The sequence below is a fragment of the Pseudoclavibacter sp. JSM 162008 genome, assembly GCF_041366455.1.
In the GTDB taxonomy this organism is placed as follows: Bacteria; Actinomycetota; Actinomycetes; order Actinomycetales; family Microbacteriaceae; genus Pseudoclavibacter.
In genome coordinates this window covers 1-25,017 of the sequence record NZ_JBEWYX010000022.1, presented here as the reverse complement: position 1 = coordinate 25,017, position 25,017 = coordinate 1, and the positions used below count along the sequence as shown (strand labels likewise).

The following is a 25,017-nucleotide window of genomic DNA, read 5'->3' as shown; positions in this document are numbered from 1 at the left end:
TCTGGTCGCGCGGGGCGAACTGTGGTCGGGCGGATGCACCCATCATGGTCAGCGAGTCTCCATCTCGTACGCTCGCTCGGCGTGGATGCCCCGGTCGAGGCCGACCGCTTCCACGTCGTCCGGCACGCGGATGGGCACGATCTTGTTCATGACCCACGCGATGAGGTAGGTCACGACGAACGCGTACACGCAGGTCACGACGATGGCGATCAGCTCGCGCCAGAGGAGGCTCGGGTCGCCGCCGAAGAAGACGCCAGCGATGCCGGCCGGTGCCGCGGCTGCGCCGAGGAACACGACGAACAGGGCTCCGACGATGCCGCCGATGCCGTGCACGGAGAACGCATCGAGCGCGTCGTCGACCTTCGCGCGGTTCTTCCAGCCGATGCAGAGCGCGACGACGGCACCGGTGATGAAGCCGAGCGCGAGGGCTCCGACCGGCGTGACCGCATCCGCTGCGGGGGTGATGCCGACGAGGCCCGAGATCATGCCGGTCGCCATGCCGAGTGTTGTGGCGTGCTTGTCGCGGATGCGCTCGATGAGCAGGTAGCCCAAGGCGCCGGTCAGCGCGGAGAGGGTGGTGGTGAGCACGACGTAGCCGGCGAGGAAGTTCGCGCCAGCGGCCGTGCCGCCGTTGAAGCCGATCCAGCCGAAGAACAGGAGGCCCGCGCCGAGCAGCACCAGCGGCATGTTGTGGGGTCGCAGCTCCGTGTTCTTGCGGCGGCCGAGCACCATCGCGAGTGCGACGGCGGAAGCCCCGGCGTTCATGTGCACGGCCGTGCCGCCGGCGTAGTCGTGCAGGCCGAGGACGTTGCGCATCCACCCGCCGACCGTCTCGCCGTCGTCGCTCGTGAACGCGAACACCCAGTGGGCGAGGGGCGCGTAGACGAGGATCGTCCAGAGCGCGGCGAAGATCAGCCACGCCCAGTACTTCATGCGGCCGGCGGCGCCTGACGCGACGATCGCGATGCTGATGGCGGCGAACAGGATGTAGAAGGCGCCCCAGTACGCGTCGACGGAGATGATGTCGCCCTCGGACGCGTCGGTCATGAACGACTCCATGCCGACGAACGCGAGCGGGTCGCCGATGATTCCGGCACCGCCAACCGAGTTGCCGAGCACCATGCCGTGCACGAAGAGCACGTAGATGACGGCGACCACGGCCATGGATCCGAAGACCATCATGGCCATGTTGAGCATGTTCTTGCTGTTGAGCATTCCTCCGTAGAAGAACGAGATTCCGGGGAACATCAGGAGGACGAGACCGAATGCGGCGAGCATCCAGGCGAGATCGGCAGCGGGCATACATGGCTCCTTGGGTTGGGGTCATGGGAGAGGGGCGTGCGGGATGCACGGGTGGAGCAGTCGGGGCGTGGTCGCCCCGAAGTCAGTCGACGAGCCAGGTGGGCGAGGCGAGGAAGTTGTCGGCGGCGAGGATGGCAGCGTCGATGACGCCACCGCCCTGCAGGTCCGGCGGGAGGGCTTCGTCGCGGTGCGTGGTGCTCCAGCCGAGCATCGTGAGGGTGCGCACCATCGAGAGTGCGCAGCCGAGCTCGAGCTGCGCCCTGGTGAGCTGCCCCTCGGATCGATATCCGTCGATCCAGTTGCGGGCCATGGTGCGCACTTCAGGCTTGTGCTCCTGGAAGGTGAGGGCAGACGCGAAGTCGTAGAGGAACCAGCTGAAGCCCGAGTCGTCGAAGTCGATGACGATGAGGCGCTCGCCGTCGCGGATCACGTTGGTCGGGCGGAGGTCTGAGTGGACGAGGCCCCAGTCCTGCCAGCCGGCTGGCGCGCATTGCACGCGCATGAGCGCCGCCATCTCGGCGCGCTCGAGGTGGTCGAGCTGCGCCGGCGTCAGCGAGGCGCGTCGCCAGTCGCCCCACCGTGCGGTGGACCCGAGCAGGTCGGGGAGGCCCCAGGTGAAGCGGTCGAAGCCCGCGGGCCGCCGCCAGCTGCGGGCGTGGTCGTGCAGGCGTGCCGTGATCTGCCCGAGCTCCGTGAACCACGGGGCGGCGTCGTCGACGTCCTGCAGGATCGACCCCGTCACGTGCTCGAAGTAGACGGCTTTCAGCGTCAGCCCGTCCGGCGACGGGATGCGCTGCGTCACCTGCCCGTCCGCCCCGGGAATCGGCGACGGGACCTCCGCGCATCCGGAGTCGCGGATGGCCTCGACCCAGAGCATCTCCGAGCGGAGCTGCTCGTCGCCCTCCTGGTAGCCGGGCTGCTGGAGGCGGACGACGCCGACGGGCTGGCCGCCGAGCTCGACGAGGTACGACGCGTTCTCGGAGACGGAGATGAGCTTCGTCGAGGCCTCCGGGGGGATCCCGAACGCGGCGAGCATCCCGTCGTGCAGCCAGCTGGGAGCAGGCTCACCCTTGACGAGAGCGTCGAAGACGCGCAGCCCCGAGACGGGCTGTTTGAGCGTTGCCTCGATCATGGTCGTCTCCTCGGGCTGGGGCGATCCGAGCGGCGGATGCGCGGGTCGCGGCGGCTCTGGTGTGTGCCGGCTGAGTGCGGGGTGCTCCATGTCTAGGTGCTGATTCGCTGAAGATGCGGCCCAGATGGGCACTCGTTACACACGATTTACCGGGAGGAAACAGTGCGCTTGTCTGCGCCGGTCAGGATCGGAGCGCCGAACGGGCGAAGTACGCCCGCGGGAGAGGACACGTCACGTGAGCAGATCGACGATCATGGACGGCAACAGCTACCGGGTGGGGGAGTCCTCTGCGGCGGCCGGCACCTCGGCCATGATCGAGCGGCGAACGCGGCTGCTCGGGCCCTCCTACCGGCTCTTCTACTCGAACCCCGTGCACCTCGTTCGCGGCAGCGGCACATACCTCTACGACAGCGACGGCGTGGAGTACCTCGACATGTACAACAACGTCGCGAGCCTCGGCCACGCGCATCCGCGGGTCGTGGAGGCGATGGCGGCGCAGGCCGGCACGCTCAACACGCACACGCGCTACCTGCACGAGGCGATCCTCGACTACACCGAGGACCTGCTCTCGACCATGCCCGCCGAGATCGGCCAGGTCATGTACCAGTGCACCGGCTCGGAGGCGAACGATCTGGCGCTGCGCGTCGCGGCCGCCTACACGGGTGGCAGCGGCGTCATCGTCACGAGCGAGGCGTACCACGGCACGTCCGGGCTCACCTCGGCCGTCTCGCCCGCGCTCGGCAGCGGCCAGACGCTCGGCCTCGAGGTGCGCACGGTGCCGGGGCCCGACACCTACCGCACCGCGCCGGAGCTGGTCGGGGAGAAGCTCGCCGCCGATATCCGCGCCGCGATCGCCGACCTGGCCAAGCACGGGGTGAAGTTCTCGGCGTTCCTCGCCGACTCCGTGTTCTCCTCAGACGGCGTCGCCGCCGACCCGGCTGGCTTCCTCAGGCCCGCGTTCGACGCCGTGCACGAAGCGGGTGGCGTTTGGATCGCGGACGAGGTGCAGCCCGGCTTCGGTCGCCTCGGCCCGCGAATGTGGGGCTTCGCCCGGCACGACATCGTGCCCGACATCGTGACCATGGGGAAGCCCATGGGCAACGGCATCCCCGTCTCCGGCATGGCCGCGCGGCCCGAGGTGCTCGAACCGTTCGCCACGGGGATCCCGTACTTCAACACCTTCGGCGGCAACCCGGTCGCGATCGCGGCCGCGCAGGCGGTGCTCGACGTGCTGCGCGACGAGGGTCTGCCAGAGCGCGCGGCAGTTGTCGGCGATCAGCTGCGCGCCGCGATCCGTTCGGTGGGGGATTCGCGCATCGGCGACGTGCGCGGGGCAGGCCAGTTCACGGGAGTCGAGATCGTGGCCGACCCCGCCTCGAAGACCCCGGACGGTGCGACCGCGCTCGCGCTGGTCAACGCGCTGCGCGAGCACCGAGTGCTCACCTCGACCGCCGGGCCGAACAACAACGTGCTCAAGGTGCGACCCCCACTGTCGTTCCAGGAGCACGACATCGACCGGTTCACGGATGCGCTCGCCGCGGCGCTCGCGGACGTGCCGGCGCGCTGAGGCGACTGCGTCGATGGAGTGCCGCGTCTGCGGCGCTCATCGGGACGCTCTGGGTCGCCGGGCTGACACTCAAGGTGACGTGGGGTGTGTTTTGCGCAGTCTGCGATCGATCCGTGTGCCACGTCACCCTGACTGCGCGGGCAGCAATCAGAGGCGCCTCCTGGGGGCCTCGCCTCGCCGCGCACGGCTGGCCTCCACGCATGCGTTGTCGGGGTGCCACGTCGCGAGGGGCGAGAGACCTTTGAGGGGGCCCGCGCCCGGTAGAGTCCACGGCATGCGGGGAAGCGAGCAGTGAGCGGCGGTCTCATCGCGGCGCTCATCGGCCTCGCGGTCGTCGACTCGCTGAACCTGTCGACGATCGCCGTCGTGATCCTCATCCTGCTCACCGTGCAACGGCCCGCCGCGACCGGTTGGGTCTACGCGGCAGGCGCGGTCGTCGCGTTCTTCGGGCTGACGATGCTCGTGTACTTCGGGGCGAGCTTCGCGGGCACGCTCGTCGAGGATCTGGCGACGTGGATGCGGCGCATCATCTTCGTGGGCTTCGGGGTCATGTTCGTCGTGTTCGGGGTTCGACGCTTCCGCACGCGCGAGCGCCGCGGCTATCCGCTGCTGCGCTGGGTGAATCCCCTCACCGCGTTCCCACTCGGTGTCGTCGCGACGCTCGCCGACCTCCCGAACGCGTTCCCCATGTTCTTCGCGGTGGAGCGGCTCATCGACGCCGGGGTTCCAAGCGCCGCGGCTGTTGCTGCTCTCGCGGGGTACACCGTGATCTACGCCGTGCCGACCGTGGCGGTGCTGGTGGTCGGCATCGTGCTCAAGGATCGCCCCCGCGACGGGTTCCGCGCGGTGTACACGCGCCTCACGAGCGGCGAGGTGAGCGCGAGCCGACCCATGGCCGGGCTGCACTTCACGCTCGCGGCCGTCTGCGTCGCAGTCGCCGCCTTCTTCGTGTGAGCAGTGTTGGCATCGTGGCGGCCATGGGTAGTCTCACTCACATGAGCGTCGAAAAGCCGGAGCGGTCGGCCGCTGCCATCGTGGTCGGCTGTGTCGGGTTCCTGATTGTGGCTGGGTACGCGGGCCTCGGGATGCTGCAGGGTCTTGTGCTCGACCCTCTCGCGGCGGTCCCCGACATGATCCTCGAGGAGATCTACATCCACGCAGCTCGCTCCAACGAGACCATTCACGTCTGGGTGGTTGTCATGCTCCTGGGTCCGGGGCTGCTGCTGGGGTTCGGAAGTCTTGTGCTCTCCCTCAGGCGGGGCGCGACGTGGGTCCAGAGCGCTGCCGTGGCAGCGGGCCTCCTGTTCCTCGGTGGACTTCCTTTCTTCTGGGCGTCGCTAGGCGTTGGTATGAATGTCGCCGACGCGTTCGGCACCAGCGGTGGCGACCACACTGGCTGGGACTCGGTGATCTACGCGACGAGCGGATGCGCCGCGCTGGTCTTGCTCCTGCTCGCGGTCTTGGTGGGCGTCAGGAGCGGCGTGAGGGCTTGGTGGGGCCGTCGCGCTGTGCTCGCCCAGCCGGAATTCGCTGACTCACCACATAGCGAGGCGAAGCATCGGACGGAACCCCACTTCCGGGATCGCGGCGCTTCGCGTCGCACACTGACGCCGGGCTGTCGCTCCGCCCGGAGAGAGGCAGCGCCATGAGAGCACTGCAGTACCGCACGATCGGCTCGCGCCCCGAACTCGTCGAGATCGACACCCCCACGCCGGCCGCCGGCGAGATCCTGCTCAAGGTGACGGCCGCCGGTGCCTGCCATTCGGACGAGTTCATCATGGGCGCATCCGAGGACGACTACTCCTTCAAGCCGCTGCCGCTCACGCTCGGCCACGAGGTCGCTGGCGTCGTCGAGGCGATCGGCAGCGGCGTCCACGACGTCGAGATCGGTGAATCCGTCATCGTCTACGGGCCGTGGGGCTGCGGCCGCTGCTATCACTGCGCGAGCGGGGCCGAGCAGAACTGCGAGAAGGGGATGCGCGCGCCCGGCATCTTCAGCGACGGCGGCATGGCCGATTACATGATCGTCGACGACGCGCGCCACCTCGTGCCTATCGGCGACCTCGACCCGGTCAAGAACGTGTCGCTCACGGACGCTGGGCTCACCCCGTACCGCGCCGCGAAGTCGGCGCTGCCCAAGCTCGTTCCCGGCTCGACCGCGGTCGTCATCGGCTCCGGCGGCCTCGGCCACGTCGCCATCCAGCTGCTCAAGGCGCTGTCGGCCGCGACGGTGGTCGTGCTCGACGTCGGCGAGGCGCAGCTCGGGCTCGCCCGCACCGTCGGTGCGGACCACACGTTCCTGTCGAACCCGGACGCGATCTCAGCGGTCAAGGACCTCACCCGCGGCCTCGGGGCGACCGTCGTGTTCGACTTCGTCGGCATCCAGCCGACGGCCGACCTGTCGGCGAAGATGGTCGCGGCCGCCGGCTCGGTCGTGGTCGTGGGTGTCGCGAGCGGCGCCGTGCCCATCGGTCAGACGACGGTGCCCCTCGACGTCACGGGCCGCGCCATCAACTGGGGCTCCAGGACGGAGCTCATGGAGGTCGTGGAGCTCGCGAAGCGCGGCGCCATCAACATCCACGTCGAGCAGTTCTCGCTCGACGAGGCACCCGCCGCCTACGAGAAGCTGCACGCTGGCGAGATCCGCGGTCGCGCCGTCATCGTCCCGTAGCTCGCGCCAGCTCGCTCCCGCCTCCCGGTCCGCCTCCCCGCTGCGCCGCCCGTAGACCTGGGGGTTGTGCATGGTGGTTGAGCCAGGAGCATGCGCAACCCCCAGGCCTGCCGGTGCCGCGGTTCAGTACGCGACGCCGAAGCGCGCGCGACGGTGGGCGGGGTGCTCGATCTCGGCGATGATCGCGGTTGCGAAGTCGGCGCCGGAGATGTTCGAGTCGCCGTTCGCATCGGTGAGGAGCACGTCGCCGCCGATGCGGTACTCGCCCGTCGCCTCACCGGGTGCCCAGGCGCCGAACGCGGCGGCGGGGCTGACGTAGAACCAGTCGAGTTCAGGGGCGGATGCGCGGAGGTCGTCGAGCACGCCCGCCATCTCGGCGGCTTCCGGCTTGATCGCATCCGGGAAGCCCTCCGTGTCGAACAGCCGTGGGCCGCCCTCGGCGACGAAGAGCGAACCGGCGCCGCCGACGACGCCGAAGCGCACGCCCTTCGCGGCGGCGAGTGCCGCGGCCTGCGCGAGCACGCCGCGGGTTCGGCCTTCCAGGTCGCCGCGAGGCGCGAGTGCGGAGACCACGACGTCGGCGCCGTCGATGGCGTGCTCGAGCGTGCCGTCCTCGAGGACGCTGGCGCTGACGTAGGCGACGCCCTCGATCTCTTCTTCCGGGCGCGAGCGGCTGAACGAGGTGACCTCGTGGCCCGCGGACGCTGCCGCCTTGACGAGGTTGCTTCCGGCGTATCCGGTTCCGCCGAGGATGGTGATCTTGGCCATGGTGGTCCTTTCGTCTCGGCGACCGGTGTCGGGCGCCGACAGTCACCGTAGGAGACCGACTGCGGGGAGGGGAAGAAGGCACTTCAGGGAGCGTCGGTTACCGCAAAGTGCCTGTGGCGTAGCCCTTGAGTCTCTCTCGGTGACTGAGTACCGTGCAGTTACCAAAGAAAGGTGGGGCATGTCCGAACCGCTCTGGGACCCGTACGTGCGCGACTGCCCGTCGCGCCGCCTGCTGGACCGCATCGGCGACCGGTGGACGGTGCTCGTCGTCGGCACGCTGCACGAGGGGCCGAAGCGCTTCTCGGAGATCCAGGCCGCGGTCGAGGGTGTCTCCCAGAAGATGCTCACCCAGACGCTCCGCGGACTCGAGCGCGACGGCCTCGTCACGCGCACCGTGTTTCCGCAGGTCCCACCCCGCGTCGACTACAAGCTGACGGATGTCGGACGCAGCTTGCTCGGCCCGCTGCGCGTGCTCACCGAGTGGGCGACCGAGCACATGTCCGGCGTCGCGGATGCGCAGCTCGAGTACGACGCGGCGCGCGGATGAGCGGCCCGCCGGAGCCCAGACGAGCGAGCACGTCGTCTACACGTCCTTCTTCGGCGCCTCGCCGGACTCGACGTTCACGCTCGCTCGCGACCACTTCGCGACGGAAGAGCACCTCAAGGCCTCCGGGATGACGTGGACCTTCCTCAGGGACAACTTCTACATGGACGTCATGCCGATGTTCGTCGGCCACGACGGCGTACTGCGTGGGCCAGCTGGCGACGGCCGGGTGTCGGTCGTGAGCCGCGCCGACGTGGCGGCGGTCGCGTCGAGCGTGCTGCTCGCACCGGATGCGCACCGCGGGGCGACCTACGACCTGACCGGCCCTGAGTCGCTCACGGCGACCGAGATCGCCGCGGCGATCTCGCACGCTCGGGGCACGGCGGTGACCTTCCACGACGAGAGCATCGAGGAGGCGTACGAGTCGCGGGCGAAGTGGGGTGCGCCCGCCTGGCAGAACGACGCCTGGGTCAGCACGTACACGGCCATCGCGAGCGGCGAGCTGTCTCGAGTGACCGGTGACGTCGAGCGCGTCACCGGCCGGCCGCCGCTGACGTTCGCGGCATACCTGGCGGAGGAGTAGCGGGCGTCAGGAACGCAGGAGGCGGTGCTCGATGCGAGAATCTTTCGATGACGTTCGCAGCCGCTCGCCTCGCTCTCGTTTCCGCGCTTGTCGCCGCGGCGCTCACACTCAGTGGCTGCACGGGGACGGGAACCTCTGGGGGCTCGTCCCCTGAGGCGGCGTCCCCGACGCCGACGATCGCGGAGCCCCCGAGCACCCCGATCGTCGAGCAGACGATCACGGACGAGCTCACGGGAACGTCCGTCACCACGCTCGCGATGGTGACAGATTTCGAGTCCGCGGCGAACGCGTCCGTCTCCGACGGGCTCCAGGCGGTGCTCGTGAAGGTCCGCTTCACTGCGGGCGACGAGTACGGCGGCGCGGAGAGGCCGACGCTGGTCTCCATCACCGACCGCGACGTCAACCTCGACTACGTCTCGCTCGGCCTGACGAACCCGGAGACGCTCGCGCCGGCGATGACCGCCGCCGGGTACACGCCGATCAACAGCGTCCAGCCGGGTGAGACGGTGACCGGCTGGGTCGGAGCGTGGCTGCGCGATGACTACACGCAGTTCGACCTGGTCTACGACCGCGGCGAGAGCACGGTCTTCGGCGGCGACCAGAGCGGGGAGAAGATCCCGCCGTTCCAGCAGATCGTGCCGCTCGAGCCGAGCGAGTAGCGCTTGCGCGGCGCGTCAGCTCTTCGTGAGGTCCTGCGCGAGCATCACGATGATGCCGCTCGGGCCCCGCAGGTACGTGAGCTTGTACACATCCTGGTAGTTGGCGACGCCTCGCAGCGGGTGGCAGCCGTGCTTCGCGGCGATCGCGAGCGACTCGTCGATGTCGTCGACGGAGAACGCGACGCGGTGCATCCCGATCTCGTTCGGCAGCGTCGGCTCCGTCTCGATGGCTTCCGGGTGGAGGTACTCGAACAGCTCGAGCTGCCCGTGCCCATCCGGCGTCTGCAGCACGGCGATCTTGGCGTGGTTGCCGTCGAGGCCCACGGCGGTGGACGCCCATTCGCCGCTCACCTCGTCGCGCCCGAGCACCGTCAGGCCGAGGTCGGTGAAGAAGGCGATGGTGGCTTCGATGTCTCGGACGGCGATGCCGACGTTCTCAAGTCTGATGGGCATGGTCCGCATGCTACTCAGCGCTGTCGAGCGGATGCGGAAGCCCGGGTGGGGCGGTCGCCGCGGGCGGGGTTCAGACGCCGCTGGCTCTCACCCGACCGACGCGGCCGCCGATGGGCCAGGTCGTGAGCCGCTCCGTCGCCGGGTCGCCCCAGAGGGCCGTCAGGTCACGGCCGACGTCCTCCAGCAGGCCCGCCCGGCCCGCCTCCCGCGCGGCGCGGACGGCCGACCACGTCGAGAAGTACCCGAGCAGCCCGTCTAGGGTCAGCCGCTTCCGGATGCTCGGGGCCCGGAAGTCGAGCTCCTCGAACGGAAACGGCAGGTCGCGGTATTCGCGCTCGACCAGCCGCCGGGACGGTGGCCAGTACGCGTCGAGGTCGTCGGCGTAGAAGCGCTGTGCTCGTTCGTCGATGGCGGGGTCCTCGATGCTGAGGACGCCGTAGCAGAGGAGCGCGATCACACCGCCATCGGCGCTCACACGGATGACCTCGTCATAGAACCTGGGCAGCTCGAACCAGTGCGCGGCCTGAGCGGCGCTGACCAGTCCGACGGAGCAGCTGCCGATGCCAGCAGGCAACAACTCCGCCGGTGCCTGCTGGTACTCCACGTCCGGATGCGGAGCCGCGTTCGCGATCTGCTCCGCGCTCGGGTCGACACCGATCACCCGGTCGAAAGCTCCCCCGAGCGTCGTCGTGAACTGGCCGTTCCCGCATCCGACATCGACGGCGAGGTCCGTGCGCGGGGCGAGCCGTGCGAGGTCGGCCGCGAGCGAGGCCGGGTAGCTGGGGCGGAAGCGGGCGTACGCCTGTCCGCCCTCGTCGAACCAGTTGCGTGCATCCGGGGTCATGCCGTGATGCTAGGCCGGACAGCTGGACGCGCCACGGTCACCCCGCGGCGGTCTCCGCGGCGAGTCGTTCGAACTCCAGCTGGACGCGCGGGTGCTCGAGCACGCGGAAATGCCCACCCGTGTGCAGCTGCACGTTCTCGGCGCCCAGCAGGAAGCTTCCCTTCGGGATATGCGGGTCGAAGCAGCCGTAGACCGACACGATCCGGGAGTTCACCTCCTCCTCGAGGGAGAGCGCCAGGATCGTGCGGTCGCGCGGCGAGAAGATCCGCAGGCTCGGGGTGAACAGGAGGCGCGCGTACGAGGATCCTCCGAAGGGTGTCGCCACGGCGAGCATCGAGCGGATACGCGGCACCCCCGCGCCCTGCGTCATCGCGTACTTGCCGACGAGTCCGCCCTTGCTGTGGGCGACGATGATGACGTCGTCGAGGTCGTGGCGCTCGAGCGCCTCGACGAGGTGCGCGGCCGCGTCCGGCACGGGCTTCCGGTTGAAGCCGAGCGGGTCGAGGACATGCACCGGGTGTCCCGTCGCGTGGATGGCGCGGATGGCCGGCAGCATGAAGCGCCACGGCTCGTACACCCCGGGGATCACGACGACGGGGGCACGGTGGCCGTCGAGGAATGCCGCCGGGTCCGTGCGATCGAGTGCGGCGCGTGCCTGCTGCGCGACGACGTAGGCGTAGTCGAGGGCCCACCACCAGAGGCGCGTGGCTGAACGGCGGATGGCGCGGATCATGCCGCGCCCGCGAGCTCGCCGATGCCGCAGGTTGGCAGTGCAACCCACCCCTCGATCTTCGCTGCGTCGAGCAGTTCGGGCGGGACCGGCAGCGTCTTGCCGAGCGCGTGAGCTCGCGCGATGAGGGAGGCCGCGACGGCGTCGAGCGCATCGTCGGAGCTGCCCAGGAGCGCCTGCTGCTCCTGAGTCGTCTCGAGCCAGGGAAGCGCCTCGAGCAGCATCTGCGCGGCCAGGACGCGCGCTTCCGGCTTGGTCTTGTAGCCGGGGGTCAGCAGGCCCCACGCGCGCAGCGCGGCCGCCGGGTACACCTCGGCGAGGCGACCGCCGCCGGAGCGGTCGACCTGCTCTCCCGCGGCCGCGAACCCGTCGAGCAGCTCGGCGCAGTGGATGGCCGTCATGCCGAGGCGGTCGGTCGAGACGCTCAGCGGCCAGCGGCCAGTCTGCTCTCGCACGACCCGGTCGGTGTGCCGGTACGCGAGGCGGCGGCGTAGCTCGATGCCGGTCGCGGTCGGCGGCTCTGGCCGCTGGGCGGCGTGCGCCGAGACGAACTCCACGAACTCGATCGGCCAGCCGAACGCGCAGTCGATGCCGATGCTCGCCGCGTCTTCGGCCAGCTCGATGATCTCGCTGTCCGAGATGCCGAGCTGCAACTGGGTGAGGCGTGCTGCGCCTGCATCTGCACCCGTACTGGCGCCCCACTCGATGCTGGCGAGCGCCGTGCGCGTGGGTTCTGCTGCCAGGTCGACGCCAACGGTTTTCACCCGCGCCACGCTACGCGAACGTGCTCTGGTCGGTGCTCAGCTCCCGCGGGGTTGACAGTCACGGTGACGACAGCGCGATTTCTGTCCCCGGGAAGCGTGATCGGGCCGTGTCGTCACCGTGGCTGGCAGCTCGGCGCGCGCACCGAGGGCTCTGCTGCGGGGCGGTCTGCTCGGCGGCACCTGGCTAGGCTGGCGTCGTCGAGGCGCGCTCCGCTGCGCGAGGTCAGAGAGGGGCGCTCGTGAGCGTGGGGTCGAGTACCGCGGGACCGGAGGCGGCGGCTCGCCGTTCGCTGCTGATCGCGGTCTTCTCGCTGCTCGGAGCCACGCTCTTCTGGGCGAGCAATTACATCGTCGGCGCGGCCGTGCTCGAGACGATGGACCCGCTCAGTCTCGTGCTGTGGCGGTGGACGCTCGCAGCCGTGCCGCTGCTCGCGATCGCGCACTTCGTGGAGCGCCCGGATTGGCGCGAGGTGCTGCGGGCGTGGCCGTGGCTGCTGGCGCTCAGCTGCACTGGCCTGGCCGGGTACAACCTGACGCTCTACGCGGCGTTGCAGTACAGCGACGCCTTCAGCGCGTCGCTCATCAACGCGTTCAACCCTGCCGTGATCGCGGTGGCGGCGGCGATCTTTCTCAGGCAGCGCCTCACGCGGACCGGTGTCGCCGGCGTGGTGATCGCCCTGGTCGGGGTGTTCGTCGTGGTGAGCGGCGGCGACGTCGGTGCATTCCTGGAGACGGGGTTCGGCGTCGGGCAGATGCTCATGTTCGGCGCTGTCGGCATCTGGACGGCCTACACGATCATCGGCCGCAGGTCACCGCCGCTGCCGCCGATCACGTCGACGTCGATCCAGGCGGTCATCACGGTGCTCCTGGTCGCGCCCGTCACCTTCGCGACGGGTGGTCCGCAGCTCCCGGTGTCAGCGGATGCGGCCACCTCGCTGGCGCTGATCGCCGTGTTCCCGTCGGTGCTGTCCTACCTGCTCTGGAACCGCGCGCTCGCGGTGATCCCGGCGGCTCGAGCGGGGGTGTTCCTGAACCTGATCACGGTGTTCACGGTCGCGTTCACCCTGCTGGCGGGCCAGCCGTTCACGGTCGGACAGCTGGTGGGAGGCGGCGTCGTGATCGTCGGCGTGGTGGTCGCGAACGCCGAGGCGTTCCGGCGGCCGGGGGAGCCGCATCCGCGGATCTCCTGATCAGCTGGCTTGCCAGCGCGCGCGTCTTCACTGCGGCGAGGTCGGGAGAAGCTCGGATGCGCTCAGTCGGCTCGTGTGCCTGCGGGCGCCGTCGGGGCTTCCGCCGGGTGTTCGCGCGTCGGCTTCCCGCGGCCGACCAGCCAGCTGGAGACGGCTGCCAGGGCGACCAGCACCAGCACGGCGATGAGCGCGGACCTGAGCCCGAAGTCCTCGCCGAGGAAGCCGAGCGCGGGCGGGCCGACGAGGAACGCGATGTACCCGAGGGTGGCGGCGAACGCGACGCGGGCATCCGGCCGGTCGCCTGATGCTCCGGCTGCCGACAGCGCGACGGGGAAGCCGAGTGCGGTGCCGAGGCCCCACAGGATCGCGGCGCCGGCGGCGACCGCCTGGTTGTCGACGAAGATGATGAGTGCCAGGCCCGCCGCCCCGATGAGCGCGCTCGCGCACAGCACTGCTGGCCGGCCGAAGCGGTCGACGAACGAGCCGCCCACGAAGCGACCGACGGTCATCGACAGGGCGAAGACCGCGAAGATCCCGGAGCCCCAGGCGGCGTCGAAGCCGTGGCCGTCGACCATGACGAGGGGCAGCCAGTCGTTGGCGCTTCCTTCGGCCATGGCGAGCGCGAGCACGATGACGCCGATGAGCAGCAGCGTCCTGTCTCGCCAGAGCGGGCGGCTCGCAGGCGCGGCTCGCTCGTCGGTGCTCACGGTGGTCGCAGCCTTCCCGGTGGCCGGCGGCAGGAGGCGGATGGACGCCACGAGCCCGGCCGCGACGACCACCGCCGCGATGCTGAGGTGCAGCAAGACCGGGAACGACGTGGCCGTGGCCACGATGCCGCCGACGGCGCCGATGGTCGTGCCGAGGCTGAAGAAGCCGTGCATGGCCGGCAGCGTGGACTTGCCGAGCTGCCTTTCCACGTCGGCGCCCTCGATGTTGAGGGCCACCTCGGCGCCGCCCATGCCGAGGCCGAAGAGTGCGAGGCCGAGCGCCACGACGGCCCCGGACGCCAGTGCTGCGCCCGCCCCGATGGTGAGGGCGCTCGCGGCGACGAGCGACATGCCCACGGTGATGACGGGGCGGGCGCCGAACCTGCTGACGAGCCTGCCGGAGCTGAGGATGCCGACCATCGACCCGACCGACAGGCCGAAGAGGATCAGCCCCATTTCCGCGGTCGAGGCGCCGAGCGCATCCCGAACATCCGGGGTGCGGGTCACCCAGGAGGCGATGGTGATGCCGGGGAGGAAGAAGAGCACGAACAGCGCGATGCGGCGCCGCTGGGGGGAGGGGGACATGGGGTCCGTTTCAGGCTGGGGAGAGGCTCCAGCCTAGCGACGCCTCACGACGCGGTGGCTTCCCCGGGTAGACGACGCCGATGGCGGCTCGAGCCTGGTCGAGCACCTCCATGATCTCGATGGATGCCTGCCAGGGCATCACCGGTGACTGCGTGGAGCCGCTCGTGAGAAGGCGCGCGAACTCCGCGGCCTCGAACTGGAAGCCGCCCGGTACGGTCGCATCCCACTCGGTGGTGAGCGCACCGCTGACGCCGTCGGTCGACTCGTCGGACGCCTGCTCGGAACCGTCGCGGTCGAACTCGCTCACGCGCAGCATCCCGGGGACGAAGAACTCGGCGGGCAGCTCGACGACGCCGCGCTCGAACACGAACTCCGCCCTCGAGGGGGCCCGCCCTTCGAAGCTGCAACGGGCTGTGCCGACGGCGCTCGCGGTGCGCATGATGACGGATGCGGAGCCGTCGACGGCGTACCCTGGCAGCAGGTTGCCGGCTGCGGCGACCTCGACGGGCGGGCCGAGGAGGTCGTGCACGGCGGCGATCGAGTAGACGCCGATGTCGAGCAACGCGCCCCCGCCCTGTTCGACGTCGACGATGCGCGGGACGGGAGCGTGCATGATCCCGGCGAAGTTCGCGTGCGCCGTGACGAGGCGGCCGAGCAGCCCGTTGGCGGCGATCTGCCTCGCCACCGTGAACTGGGGGAGGAACCGGGTCCACATGCCGTCGACGACCAGCACTCCATGCTCTTCTGCGGCGGCGAAGACGTCGCGGGTCTCGGCGGCGTTGAGGGCGAAAGGCTTCTCGACGAGCACCGGCTTGCCGGCGCGGATGCACGCGAGCGCGAGGTCGCGGTGGGTCGAGTTGATGGTGGCGAGGTAGATGGCGTCGACGTCCGGGTCGGCGATGAGGTCGGCGTAAGAGCCGTGCGCGCGCTCGATGGCCAGCTCGTCGGCGAACACCTGGGCGCGTGACAGCTCGCGCGCTCCGACCGCCGCGATCGTCGACCGGGTGTGCGCGGGAACCTCCCGCGCGAACCTGCGCGCGATGTGGCCGGCCCCGAGGATCCCCCAGCGCAGCGGGGGCGCATCCACCGGGTCGAGCAGCTCGACGCCCTCCGCGAGGCGGGCGATGGGGGTGGGGAGCTCGGCGACGAACGCGGGGGAGGTGGTGGAGGTCATCGTTCGAGTCTGGCAGGGGAGCATGGTGCCAGTCGAGGAGCGGATCCGGCACGCGGATGCTCGCGGGCTCGCACTGTCTGCCTACCCCAGCCCCAGGTCGATGACGATCTTGCCGCGGGCCCGGCGCTCGTCGAGGCTCGCGACGGCCTCGGGGACCTGCCCGAGCGGTACGACCTCGCTGATGGAAGCGCGCAGCTCACCGCGCTCCACGGCGGGTGAGAGCCTGGCCCACTGCTCGGGCAGCGAGACGAGGCACTCGGGCATGAGCCCCTCCCAGGCGGCGCCGATGACGGAGATGTTGTTCAGCAGCAGTCGGTTGGTCTTCACGGTCGGGATGCTGCCGCCGGTGAAGCCGAGGACGACGAGGCGGCCGCGCTTCGCGAGGCAGCGCAGGGAGTCGGTGAAGCGGTCACCGCCGACGGGGTCGAGGACGACGTCGACGCCGCGGTGGTCGGTGAGCTGGCGGACCTCGGTCAGGAAATCGGCCGCGAACACCGTGTGGTCGGCGCCGACCGCCTCGGCGAGCGCGGCTTTCTCCTCGGTCGAGACGACAGCGATGACGGTGGCGCCGATGAGCTTCGCCTGCTGGATGAGGGCGACGCCGAGACCGCCGGCGGCGCCTTGGATGAGGACGGTCTCGCCGGGCTGCACCTGCCCGCGGTCGCGGAGCGCGAAGTCGGCGCTGAGGAGGTTGATGGGCAGCGCGGCGGCGTCGACGAAGCCGATCGAGTCGGGTAGGGGCAGCACGCGGTCGGCCGGAGCGACGACGTAGTCGGCGAAGGTTCCGTGGCTCGCGACGCCGAAGACCCGGTCGCCTTCTGCGAACCCGGAGCCTTTGCCAGCCTCGGCGACGATGCCCGCGAACTCGCTGCCCAGCGCAAACGGGGTCGGGATGCGGTGCTGGTACTCGCTGCGCGACTGCAGCACATCCGGGAACGCGACGCCGGCCGCACGCACCTCGACGAGCACGTGGCCGGGCGGCCGGAGCGGGACGGGCAGATCGCGGAGCTCGAGGCTGCTCGGCCCGCCATCCGTCGAGTTCACGATCGCACGCATCGAGCCGGCACGGCCGTGCGCGTGCGCGGGCTCGCGGTCGGGGTCGAGCGTCGGGTGATGCGTGGGCTGGTCTGGCTGCGCATCCGACATGACTGCCACGGTAGCCGCTGCGTTGCGAGCTCGCCCGCGAGCTGCCCCGAATGGTCGCTGGTCGTGCTCCTCCCGGCGCGAGATCCCCCAAATGGTTGTTCAGGAGGGCTCCAAGGCGACCATTTGAGGCGACTCACGGGGAGTGGGAGAGGGAGTGGCGCGGGGCGTAGGGCGTAGACGACCGCGGCCCCGCGCATCCACCGTGAGGTGGATGCGCGGGGCCGCAGTTGTGATGCGCGCGAGTGCTACTCGCTCGTCACGCGTCCTCGGCGCTTCTTGATGAGGAACGCCGCCCCGGTGCCCGCGAGGACGACCCCGAGGAGTGCGAGGAAGCCGGCGAGGCTGCCGTCGACGCCCGTCGTGGCGAGGTCGCCGTCCTTGCCTCCGGCATCAGAGCCGCCGTTGCCGTCGCCAGAGCCGTCACCGTTTCCGGGGCTCGACGTTGGCGCGGTCGTGCCGGTGCCGTCAGTCGAGGTCGGCTGCGGCGTCGGCTCGGTCGTGCCGGTCGGCTCCGGCCCCGGTTCGGCGATGCTCTCGACTGCGCTGTTCAGCGTGACGGGACCTGTGAGGCCAGCCGGGATGAGGCCGGACCCGCCATGCACGCTGTTGTACGCCTGGTACTTCACGTTCGCGGTGGGGTCGCTGTTGTAGAGCTCCTTGAGGCCTTCGCGGCGGTTGCTCTGCACGGGCTGCACGTCGACCTCGATGACGTTGGAGCCGTTCACGAGTGCCGGCGCGATGTCGACTTCGTAGGGTGCGGCGTACAGCTGCGTCACGAACTCGTGCTCGGTGCCGGGGTTCACGCGCACCGTCGCGGCGTTGTGCACGGTGCCGAGGTTCAGCACCGCTCCGCCTTCGAGCAGGTCGGCTGCATCCGGAATCTCGACTGAAGTGCGGTAGGTGCCCGAGTCGGTGACGTACCGAAGCTCGTTGCCGAGGAAGCCGTCGGCGCTCCAGTCGCCGAGCACCTCGCCGGTGTACTCGGACGTGCTCGCCTCGCCTGGCGCGTTCGAGCCGATGTTGTCGGCCGTCACCTCGAGCGAGAACGCCCCGAGCTCGTGGGCGACGCCGCGTTCGGTGGTGTCGATCGACGACGGACTTCCGTCGGAGACGGCGGCGTCGGCGATGCCGGTGCCGGCTGGCTCGCAGAGCAGGGCGACCGCTCCGCTCGCGTCGAGCGTCGCCGAGACGACGTTGCCGTCGACCTGTGCGTCGAAGATCTCGCCCGTCTCAGGGTCGAGCCACCAGCACGCGTCGAGGCCGTCGCCGACGGTGAGGTTCACACCCGTGGCCGCTTCCGCGGAGGTGTTGCGCACGTAGGCGAGCTCGCCTCCGGTCGGGAGCGTGCGACGCCCGAAGCGGACGTCCGTGTTCTCCTCGTAGGAGATGGGTGCGTCGACCGAGGCCGCGAGGGCCGCGGGGACGGCAGCCGCATCGACGGCGCCGCCCATGGCCGCGGCGATCTCGCCGACCTGTGCGTCCAGGGCTGCGTAGTCGCCGCCCGCGTAGCCGGGCTGCGCGGCGGGAGCGGCGCCCACGAAGACGATCGGAGCGCCCGCGTCCTTGAGCTTCTGCAGCGCCTGCATCGTCTCGAGCGGCACGGTGCCGCTCTCGACGAGCATCGCGTCGAAGGATGCGTTGCCGCCGTTCGCGACGAGGTGCGAGCCGTCCCAGCTGAGACCGGTCTGGATCGTGTCGTCGTTGATCGCATCCCACGCCCAGCCGTTCGCCTGGGCCGTGGTGACGGATGCGAGCGGCGTGGAGCCGCCACCGAACCCGCCGCCGCTGGCCAGCGCCCCGAAGAGCGGCATGTAGATGGCGACGTCGCTGCTGTTGGTGCCGGACTGCATCAGGTAGTTCGCACGCGAGGCGTAGGAGTTCATCGACGCGTAGTAGTCGGCGATGCCCGCGGTGTCGGCCATCTCGACGCCGATCGTGGGCCAGGCGCGCCAGCCCTCCTCGGCGTAGAGGTTGTCGTCGGAGGTGAAGGCGGGGTCGTCGTTGCCGCTGTAGGTGGCGCTGAGGCCGTGGTAGAAGAAGTTGTTCACGCCGCTCGTGGCCATGAGGTCGTAGCCCTGCTTCATGAACTCGGGCGTGATCTGGAACGGCACCGAACCCAGCGTGAAGACCTCGGAGGTGACGAGGTTCTTGCCGTAGAGGTGCGCTCCGGATGCGACGCGCTTCAGCGAGTACTCGTCGAGCCCCTCCGTCTCCGGGATGTCGACGTACTGCGACGACTTGAGGGTGTCGATGGGTGGGTTGTACGCCTGCTGGCGGTAGTCGATGCCGTACTCGCCGAGGGTCGTCGAGAAGGCCTCGAGGCCCTGCAGGAACGAGTCGTTGAGGAGCACGCCGTAGTCGTGCACGATTCGCTGCGACTCCTCCTCGCTGAGGTTCGAGGCGAGGAGCGGGACTCCGCTGCCGCCGCCGAAGCGGCTGACCTCGGGGGTCTGCATCCCGAGGGCCGCGTACTCGGGCTTGACCGTCGGGGTGCCGTCGATGAGGAACGAGTCCTGGTAGAGCGAGTAGAGGGAGGGGAGGTACGGGGTGATGTCGTAGCCGAGCAGCTCCTGCGACTCCGCCGCGGCCTGAATGAGGTCGTTGTAGTGGCGGTCGGTGTAGAACTCGTAGCTGTCGTTGAAGGCCGCGCGGATGTCGCGCGACTCGACGATGTCGTTCAGCGCCGCTTCGCCGAGCCAGCCGTCGACGAGCTTCGTGATGGCGACCGGGTTGAGGTGGTCGACGACGTAGTTGCGCTTGTCCGTCGTCGTGTTCTCGATGATCGAGTTGAAGCCGTAGGCGCCCGTCGCGGCGCTGTAGAGCGCGACGACCTCGTAGTCGCCGGCTTCGAGCTTCGAGGTGTCGACGCCGAAGGTCGTCTGCCCGTCGCTCGGGTAGGAGAGCTGGGCGGCGTCGAGGTCGAGGACGGGCTGCTGCTCGTAGGTCTTGACGGTGCTGAGATCGGAGGTGAGTGTCTGGTTCGCCGTGGTCAGGTCGGCGCCCTGACCGGTGATCGGGGCGAGCATGACGGAGTTGAGGTGCACGTTCGCCGGGTCCCACTCGCCGAAGTCGAAGCCGAACTTCTCGGAGGCGAAGAGCGGGCTGACCTCCGCCTTCGGGATGCCGAGGGAGACCTGTCCCGTCCCAGAGGGAACCGACACGTCACCTGACACGAGGGTGAGCGCTCCAGCCGCATCCACTCGTACGGTGGCCCGGCCAAGCGCCATCGTGTTCTGGCTGTCCTCGAGGGCGATGGAGTCATCGCTCGCCAGGTACCCGCTGCCGATGTTGAGGTCGACCGTGATGCCGAGCTCGTTCGCGCGGGCGACGACCGCGTCGAGCTTCGCGAAGTACTCGGGCGACTCGTAGCCGAGGATCGCCTCGGTGTCGTGACCCGCGGCGGCGTCGTAGATCGAACCGCCGTTGCCTCCGTTGCCGGCGATGCCCTCCTCGGTGAGGAATCCCTTGGAGAAGGCGACGATCTCGACCGCGCCGAAGCCGTTCTCGTGCAGGTAGTCAACCTGGGCGAGCAGGTCTTCCTGGCTGGCCGCGTTGCCCGGCCACCACCAGCGCACGCCGGGCCGGAAGTCGACGCCCGGCTCGGCGAACTCGGTGGGGTCGATGGCGCTGGTCGTCGTGGAGTGCTCGTCTCCGATGGCGGGGCCCGCGACCGCGAGCGTGCAGGCCACGGAGAAGGCCGCCCCGAGCGCAAGCGCCCGTCGCCCTCTTCTTCGTTGATCGTTCATCTTTGGACCTCTCTGGCATCGTTGCCAATGACGGGGTGTGAACTGTCGCGCGGGTGCGCACCGTGGGGGATAGCTCCGGTGTGCGGCGCGAATCGCTTCGATTGAATCGATTCACGGGTGAACCTAACACGTGTTAGGGAACGCGGCAAGAGACAATGAGGACATGCCTCCAGGCCCCAGCGACACCTCCATACCGCGGTACTCGAGACGGGACATCACCCCGCATCCGCGACGCGACGAGATCCTGGATGCGGCGACTCGGGTGTTCACGGTCAAGGGCTTCAACGCGGCATCGATCCGCGAGATCGCCGTCGAGGCTGGCATGTCCCACACCGGCGTGCTCCACCACTTCCCCGACAAGGCCGTGCTACTCGAGACGCTCCTCGAGCGCCGCGGCCAGCGCGCCGCCGCGGAGGTCGGCCTCGACTTCTCCACCGGGGTCTCCTACCTCAGAGGACTGCTCGCGCTCGCCACTCGCGACGTCGAGAAGCCGGAGGGGGTTCTCATGTTCAGCATCGTGTCCGCAGAGGCCCTGGCGCCCACGCATCCAGCACACGCCTCGATAGCGCGCTGGTACGAGTTCCTGCGCTCGACGGCATTCGACGCGCTCACGGACCTGCAGGAGAAGGGGCTCTACGCTCGCGCCGACGTTCCGCTGGAGCTCGCGGCCGTCCAGATCGCCGGCCTCAGGGCAGGGCTGACGCAGCAGTGGCTCCTGGCGCCCGAGGTGGATGCGGTCGCAGCATTCCGCGTGCAGCTGCAGTCGTACGTGACCGAACGACTCTGAGGTCGGACTCGCTCAGGCGGCGCCGTGGCCGGCGCGCAGGCCGCGACGTGACTCCCGGACCCGTTCCAGCACCGCGACGGCGCTGGCGACGAAGATGGCCACGATGATGCCGAGCAGCGGCAGCGCCGCGGCAACCCCGATGATGGCTCCCGTGGCGGCCGTCCCAGCCGATCCGGCGGTGATCTTGAGCGCACCGACCCAGACGAACACCTGGCCGCGGGCCTCCGGTGGCGAGTACTCGCTCCGGGCTGCGAGCGTCGCCGCGAAGAAGCAGGCATTCGCGACGCCGACCGCGGCGTACGCGGCCACCGAGAACCAGAAGCTGGGCGACAGCATCACGGCGAGCAGACCGAGTGCGGTCGCTGCGGCGAGCTTTGGCAGGAGGGCATCCGCCTCCCCTCGCAGGGGGCGGATCGTCACGCCGGCGGAACCCAGAAGGTTGCCGACTCCGTACGCGGCGGTGAGGACTGCGGCTGCGGAGGCCGCGGTGTCGAGGGTGGCCGTGCTGGCGACCGCGACGATCGGCAGGGTCGCGACGGAGAATGCGACGATCACGGTCAGCGAGAGCTTGCGGCGGAGTCGGCCGGACCAAAGCATGAGGCGGAGGGTCCGGAATGGCCGGGGGACATCTGCTCCTGCACCGGCTGCGGGCGCAGGTGGGAGGAATCGCACGAGCACTGCCGCGACGAACGTGCCAGCGGCGAGCACGAGCGCGGCCGCGGTCGGCGTCGACCAGGCTGCGATGGCCGCCACGACGCTGGGCCCGAGCGTGCCACCGAGACCGTAGGTGGCCACATCCCATCCTTGGGCGCGTCGCTGGCTCACCCGATCCACCCCCGCGATCGCGGGGAGGCGGCTGCTGATGCCACCGGTGAGGAAAGGGCCGAAGAGGCCGGAGATCGCCAGGAGCCCCGCGGGGACGATGGCCCAGGTCAGCGGATACAGGAGCACGGCGGCTGCGAGCGTTGCGCCGTGGACGACGCAGGCGATTGCGATGACGTTTCGGCCATCGCGCGCCGTATCCAGGCGGCGGGCGATGAGCGGGCCGAGCAGGTGCGGGGCAGTCAGGCTCGCGCCGAGGACGCCTGCAAGCCAGCCCGGGGCGCCGCTCGCGGTGACGATGAGCACGATGGCGACGACGCCCCCGCCGTCGGCGCTGCCGGCGAGCGTGGCGGCGGTGACGTAGCGGGTCAGCCCCCATCTCGGACGCGCGGCGGAGGTGTCGTCGGTCATCGCGTCAGTTCTGGAGGCCGAGGTCTGTGACGAGTTTCGCTACGTCCAGGCGCTCTTCGGTGCTGAGACCGAGGATCGGGCGGGGCAGGCTGCTCCTGGTGACGAGCCCGAGATGCTCGGCGATCGCGGCCGTGACGCGCAGGCTGCCGTGCTTCGCGAGGGCATCCCAGAGTGGCTGGTGGCGGTTGGATGCTGCGCGCGCGGCGTCGACGTCGCCGGCCAAGGCGGGCCGCGCGATGGCTGTCGCGAATCTCGGGGGAGGCCCCCGGAAGATCAGCGATAGCCAACTGAGCAACGCCGCGCACCTGGTCGCAGCCGACATACCGGTGGCCGAAGTCGCCCGCAACCTCGGCCTCTCACACGCAACGCTCTACCGGCGCTTGCGGGCCGCCGAACCACCGGCAGCCGAACCACCCGAGGTCACGGGAGGGACGCACCCTCCCGCCTTGCATGGACTCACGGTTCCGATAGCCCGTCTTTAGGACATAAACGACGAAGATCTGACACGGGGGAAGTACCCGAATTCAGTGCCGCAGTAGCGCGGTGGCGCGCACACACGAGGCAACCCTCGGATCGCAATGATCCGAGGGTTGCCTCGTCAACGTTAGGCCGAGCGCTCAGTAGCGTTGAGCACCTCGACGACGATCTCTCGATCAAGCTGCGGAGTCTCGGCGTCCCACCGGAACAGAAAAACTTCCCGGACCACCTGATCCGTCTCCTCTGCTTCGGAAGAAGCTTTTTCAGCGGAGTCGAACTTAAGTATCGTTCCCTGATCGGAGCTCAGCGCCTGAGTGCACTCCGACGAGATACCGCAAATCTCGCTGGTAGCGTCGCGCTGATTCGTCAGCACATCGCTTGCTTCGGTGTCCCAAATCAGGTTGAGATTGACGTTCCAAGCTGGGGTGCAACCCGCTAATACGAGAGCAGAAGCTCCGATTAACAGGCCGAGACGTTTGGTCTTTGGCATAAGACTTTCTACCACGGCATGTTGGGGGTGTCCCAGTTGCACTGGTGTCCCGCGATGTAAGCGGGCGACAGGTAAACGGCGATGGGGTCGGTGCGCTCAACGCGTCGGATTTCGAGGTCCCAGCTCGGTCCGCCGAGGTTCCCGAGGCCGTAGCCCGAGTGGCAGTAGTACTGCTGTCGAACGGTGTGGAAGATCAACGACTGAACCGGGGAGCGGTAAACGAACTCCGCCCAGCCTTGGTTGCTCAGGACCGTGATTCCCCACTGCAGGGTGGCTCCAACGGGCACACCCGCGTGCACGGATTGGCCCCAGCCAGACTTCACCAGGTAGTGCTTGGAATCGGGTGCCCATTAGTAATCAACGATACTGAACAGGTTCGTCCCCCAGAGCGGGTCAGCGACGATTGGGTACTCGAAGCTGCCTGCCGAGACGTCGACCACCTGCGTCACGTTGAGGCCGTCGATCTCGTACCGTGTGGGGACGGACACGCCTGCTGCGTCGAGCGCCCAGGCCGGCGCGACTCCACCGATCATCTCTTCGTTCTCGTCCAGGAAAAGGAGCGACCCTCCTTCGATCTCGACGATTGACGTCATGCCGTCGGCCGAAAACGCGTAGGGGATGACGTGGTCTGACTCAGGAGACGCGATTGTGGAAGTGACTCTCACTGAGGCGTCGTCGGTGACATTACTGATTGTAGTTACACCGGTAGCGTTCTCTACGACGAGTTCAGCATTCTCGGTGATGGCCGTCGTTGCAGGTTCGACAACCTGGTATTCGAGTGTGACCTCTGGCCCCAGAACACCTTGAACGCTTGCTGTCGCATTGTCGGCGTCGAGCGTGATGACGCCGTTCGATTCGCCAGTGAGTGGATCCTCAACGACACCTGTAACTTGCTCACCTTCGACGACCAGGTCTGGGTGAGTACCCTCGAAGACCTCGGGTGCGACTGCCTCGATAGCCGCTACCGCCTCAGGCTCAGTCGGAGCCACAGGCTCTTCCTCCGCGAATGCAGGCGAAGGAGCCACTAGGCCAGCCATAAGACAGATGAATGAAACTGCTGCGATTCGCAGCCTGACCCTGGAACCTTCTGAATCATCACCATTGACAATGAACGAAACTCGACGCATGAATCCTCTTCCCGCTCGGTAACGATTTCTTGGATCGTAGTGGACGCGTGGCCCCGACGGAACTCGCCAGCATGAACATTGCTGTCAACAATCCGTATTGTCGCGCGACAGTAGGCAGAATTCGACATCTAATGACCCGGGCAACAACCAACCCATGACTGAACTTTAATAGAAACCCCGCACTCGGAATCGAAATTTGCCCGAGGAATCTGGCTCATCGCGTTTGAGAGTGTAGGAGTGGGGGAGTGCGTCGTTGCGCTGGTAGAGGTCGAGGTCTCCCATGATGGAAGTTCCTACACACCCATCCGAGAGACCTCGACATGCGTAACGCTACCCTC

25 protein-coding genes are annotated in these 25,017 nt (G+C 69.0%); 9 read left to right on the top strand and 16 right to left on the bottom strand.

All coding sequences use genetic code 11. The features are described 5' to 3' along the window. Positions 1–48: 48 nt before the first annotated feature. Together ABVF28_RS15410 and ABVF28_RS15405 are read right to left on the bottom strand one after the other, a co-directional pair. Positions 49–1,302: an ammonium transporter gene (locus tag ABVF28_RS15410; RefSeq protein WP_151424981.1), complete on the bottom strand. Its 1,254-nt coding sequence runs from the start codon at positions 1,300–1,302 to the stop codon at positions 49–51. An 82-nt stretch (positions 1,303–1,384) separates the two neighbouring features. Further along, positions 1,385–2,434 (bottom strand): phosphotransferase enzyme family protein, encoded by a 1,050-nt coding sequence (locus ABVF28_RS15405; protein WP_371031168.1) that lies wholly within the window; start codon positions 2,432–2,434, stop codon positions 1,385–1,387. Between the two features lie 235 nt (positions 2,435–2,669). Between ABVF28_RS15405 and ABVF28_RS15400 the strand changes: the two genes are divergently transcribed. The 4 genes from ABVF28_RS15400 to ABVF28_RS15385 all read left to right on the top strand — a co-directional run bounded on the left by ABVF28_RS15400 (position 2,670) and on the right by ABVF28_RS15385 (position 6,672). Further along, positions 2,670–4,001, top strand: a complete 1,332-nt coding sequence (locus tag ABVF28_RS15400) for an aspartate aminotransferase family protein (protein ID WP_371031167.1) — start codon at positions 2,670–2,672, stop codon at positions 3,999–4,001. 291 nt (positions 4,002–4,292) lie between these two features. After that, the gene (locus ABVF28_RS15395; protein ID WP_371031166.1) at positions 4,293–4,955 is read left to right on the top strand and encodes a GAP family protein; all 663 of its coding nucleotides are present in this window, start codon (positions 4,293–4,295) and stop codon (positions 4,953–4,955) included. 41 nt (positions 4,956–4,996) lie between these two features. Further along, complete coding sequence (locus ABVF28_RS15390; protein ID WP_371031165.1) at positions 4,997–5,650, top strand: hypothetical protein; 654 nt, start codon at positions 4,997–4,999, stop codon at positions 5,648–5,650. Then, positions 5,647–6,672, top strand: a complete 1,026-nt coding sequence (locus ABVF28_RS15385) for an NAD(P)-dependent alcohol dehydrogenase (protein WP_371031164.1) — start codon at positions 5,647–5,649, stop codon at positions 6,670–6,672. The genes ABVF28_RS15390 and ABVF28_RS15385 overlap by 4 nt, the downstream gene beginning before the upstream one ends. A 123-nt stretch (positions 6,673–6,795) precedes the next feature. Here ABVF28_RS15385 and ABVF28_RS15380 read toward each other — a convergent pair whose 3' ends face one another. After that, a complete protein-coding gene (locus ABVF28_RS15380) occupies positions 6,796–7,440 on the bottom strand; it encodes an NAD(P)-dependent oxidoreductase (protein ID WP_371031163.1) in 645 nt (214 codons plus the stop codon). Between the two features lie 178 nt (positions 7,441–7,618). Between ABVF28_RS15380 and ABVF28_RS15375 the strand changes: the two genes are divergently transcribed. Genes ABVF28_RS15375 through ABVF28_RS15365 form a run of 3 tightly spaced genes read left to right on the top strand, consistent with a single transcriptional unit; the run spans position 7,619 to position 9,226 of the window. Beyond that, a complete protein-coding gene (locus tag ABVF28_RS15375; protein ID WP_371031162.1) occupies positions 7,619–7,987 on the top strand; it encodes a winged helix-turn-helix transcriptional regulator in 369 nt (122 codons plus the stop codon). Then, complete coding sequence (locus ABVF28_RS15370; protein ID WP_371031161.1) at positions 7,953–8,567, top strand: hypothetical protein; 615 nt, start codon at positions 7,953–7,955, stop codon at positions 8,565–8,567. Before ABVF28_RS15375 ends, ABVF28_RS15370 begins: the two co-directional genes overlap by 35 nt. Before the next feature lie 47 nt (positions 8,568–8,614). Beyond that, a complete protein-coding gene (locus ABVF28_RS15365; protein WP_371031160.1) occupies positions 8,615–9,226 on the top strand; it encodes a hypothetical protein in 612 nt (203 codons plus the stop codon). A 15-nt stretch (positions 9,227–9,241) separates the two neighbouring features. On the opposite strand, the gene ABVF28_RS15360 is transcribed toward ABVF28_RS15365, so the two are convergent. The 4 genes from ABVF28_RS15360 to ABVF28_RS15345 all read right to left on the bottom strand — a co-directional run bounded on the left by ABVF28_RS15360 (position 9,242) and on the right by ABVF28_RS15345 (position 12,017). After that, a complete protein-coding gene (locus tag ABVF28_RS15360; RefSeq protein WP_104310568.1) occupies positions 9,242–9,679 on the bottom strand; it encodes a VOC family protein in 438 nt (145 codons plus the stop codon). Between the two features lie 70 nt (positions 9,680–9,749). Further along, entirely contained in the window at positions 9,750–10,523 is a 774-nt protein-coding gene (locus tag ABVF28_RS15355; protein ID WP_371031159.1) for a class I SAM-dependent methyltransferase, read from the bottom strand. 37 nt (positions 10,524–10,560) lie between these two features. Next, positions 10,561–11,256, bottom strand: a complete 696-nt coding sequence (locus ABVF28_RS15350) for an esterase/lipase family protein (protein WP_371031158.1) — start codon at positions 11,254–11,256, stop codon at positions 10,561–10,563. Beyond that, positions 11,253–12,017 (bottom strand): DUF429 domain-containing protein, encoded by a 765-nt coding sequence (locus ABVF28_RS15345; protein ID WP_371031157.1) that lies wholly within the window; start codon positions 12,015–12,017, stop codon positions 11,253–11,255. Before ABVF28_RS15345 ends, ABVF28_RS15350 begins: the two co-directional genes overlap by 4 nt. A 245-nt stretch (positions 12,018–12,262) precedes the next feature. On the opposite strand from ABVF28_RS15345, the gene ABVF28_RS15340 reads away from it, so the two are divergent. Then, positions 12,263–13,207 carry a DMT family transporter gene (locus ABVF28_RS15340; RefSeq protein ID WP_371031156.1) on the top strand — a complete coding sequence of 315 codons (945 nt, stop codon included), beginning with the start codon at positions 12,263–12,265 and terminating at the stop codon, positions 13,205–13,207. 62 nt (positions 13,208–13,269) lie between these two features. Here the strand turns inward: ABVF28_RS15340 and ABVF28_RS15335 are convergent, their stop codons facing one another. The 4 genes from ABVF28_RS15335 to ABVF28_RS15320 form a co-directional block, all read right to left on the bottom strand. Next, positions 13,270–14,499 (bottom strand): MFS transporter, encoded by a 1,230-nt coding sequence (locus ABVF28_RS15335; RefSeq protein WP_371031155.1) that lies wholly within the window; start codon positions 14,497–14,499, stop codon positions 13,270–13,272. A gap of 10 nt (positions 14,500–14,509) precedes the next feature. Next, positions 14,510–15,673, bottom strand: a complete 1,164-nt coding sequence (locus tag ABVF28_RS15330; protein WP_371031154.1) for a Gfo/Idh/MocA family protein — start codon at positions 15,671–15,673, stop codon at positions 14,510–14,512. Positions 15,674–15,754: 81 nt separating this feature from the next. Beyond that, positions 15,755–16,819, bottom strand: a complete 1,065-nt coding sequence (locus ABVF28_RS15325) for an NADPH:quinone oxidoreductase family protein (RefSeq protein WP_371031153.1) — start codon at positions 16,817–16,819, stop codon at positions 15,755–15,757. Between the two features lie 245 nt (positions 16,820–17,064). Further along, entirely contained in the window at positions 17,065–20,565 is a 3,501-nt protein-coding gene (locus ABVF28_RS15320) for a glycosyl hydrolase (RefSeq protein ID WP_371031152.1), read from the bottom strand. A gap of 163 nt (positions 20,566–20,728) precedes the next feature. On the opposite strand from ABVF28_RS15320, the gene ABVF28_RS15315 reads away from it, so the two are divergent. After that, complete coding sequence (locus ABVF28_RS15315) at positions 20,729–21,352, top strand: TetR/AcrR family transcriptional regulator (protein ID WP_371031151.1); 624 nt, start codon at positions 20,729–20,731, stop codon at positions 21,350–21,352. 12 nt (positions 21,353–21,364) lie between these two features. On the opposite strand, the gene ABVF28_RS15310 is transcribed toward ABVF28_RS15315, so the two are convergent. From ABVF28_RS15310 to ABVF28_RS15290, 5 genes are all read right to left on the bottom strand, one after another. Then, a complete protein-coding gene (locus ABVF28_RS15310; protein WP_371031150.1) occupies positions 21,365–22,585 on the bottom strand; it encodes an MFS transporter in 1,221 nt (406 codons plus the stop codon). Positions 22,586–22,589: 4 nt separating this feature from the next. Next, positions 22,590–22,808, bottom strand: coding sequence for a hypothetical protein (locus ABVF28_RS15305; RefSeq protein ID WP_371031149.1), 219 nt, complete (start codon positions 22,806–22,808; stop codon positions 22,590–22,592). Between the two features lie 381 nt (positions 22,809–23,189). Further along, positions 23,190–23,552 (bottom strand): hypothetical protein, encoded by a 363-nt coding sequence (locus tag ABVF28_RS15300; protein ID WP_371031148.1) that lies wholly within the window; start codon positions 23,550–23,552, stop codon positions 23,190–23,192. Positions 23,553–23,560: 8 nt separating this feature from the next. Further along, the gene (locus ABVF28_RS15295) at positions 23,561–23,875 is read right to left on the bottom strand and encodes a hypothetical protein (RefSeq protein ID WP_371031147.1); all 315 of its coding nucleotides are present in this window, start codon (positions 23,873–23,875) and stop codon (positions 23,561–23,563) included. Between the two features lie 27 nt (positions 23,876–23,902). Continuing rightward, positions 23,903–24,541 (bottom strand): hypothetical protein, encoded by a 639-nt coding sequence (locus ABVF28_RS15290; RefSeq protein WP_371031146.1) that lies wholly within the window; start codon positions 24,539–24,541, stop codon positions 23,903–23,905. Between the last annotated feature and the right edge of the window lie 476 nt (positions 24,542–25,017).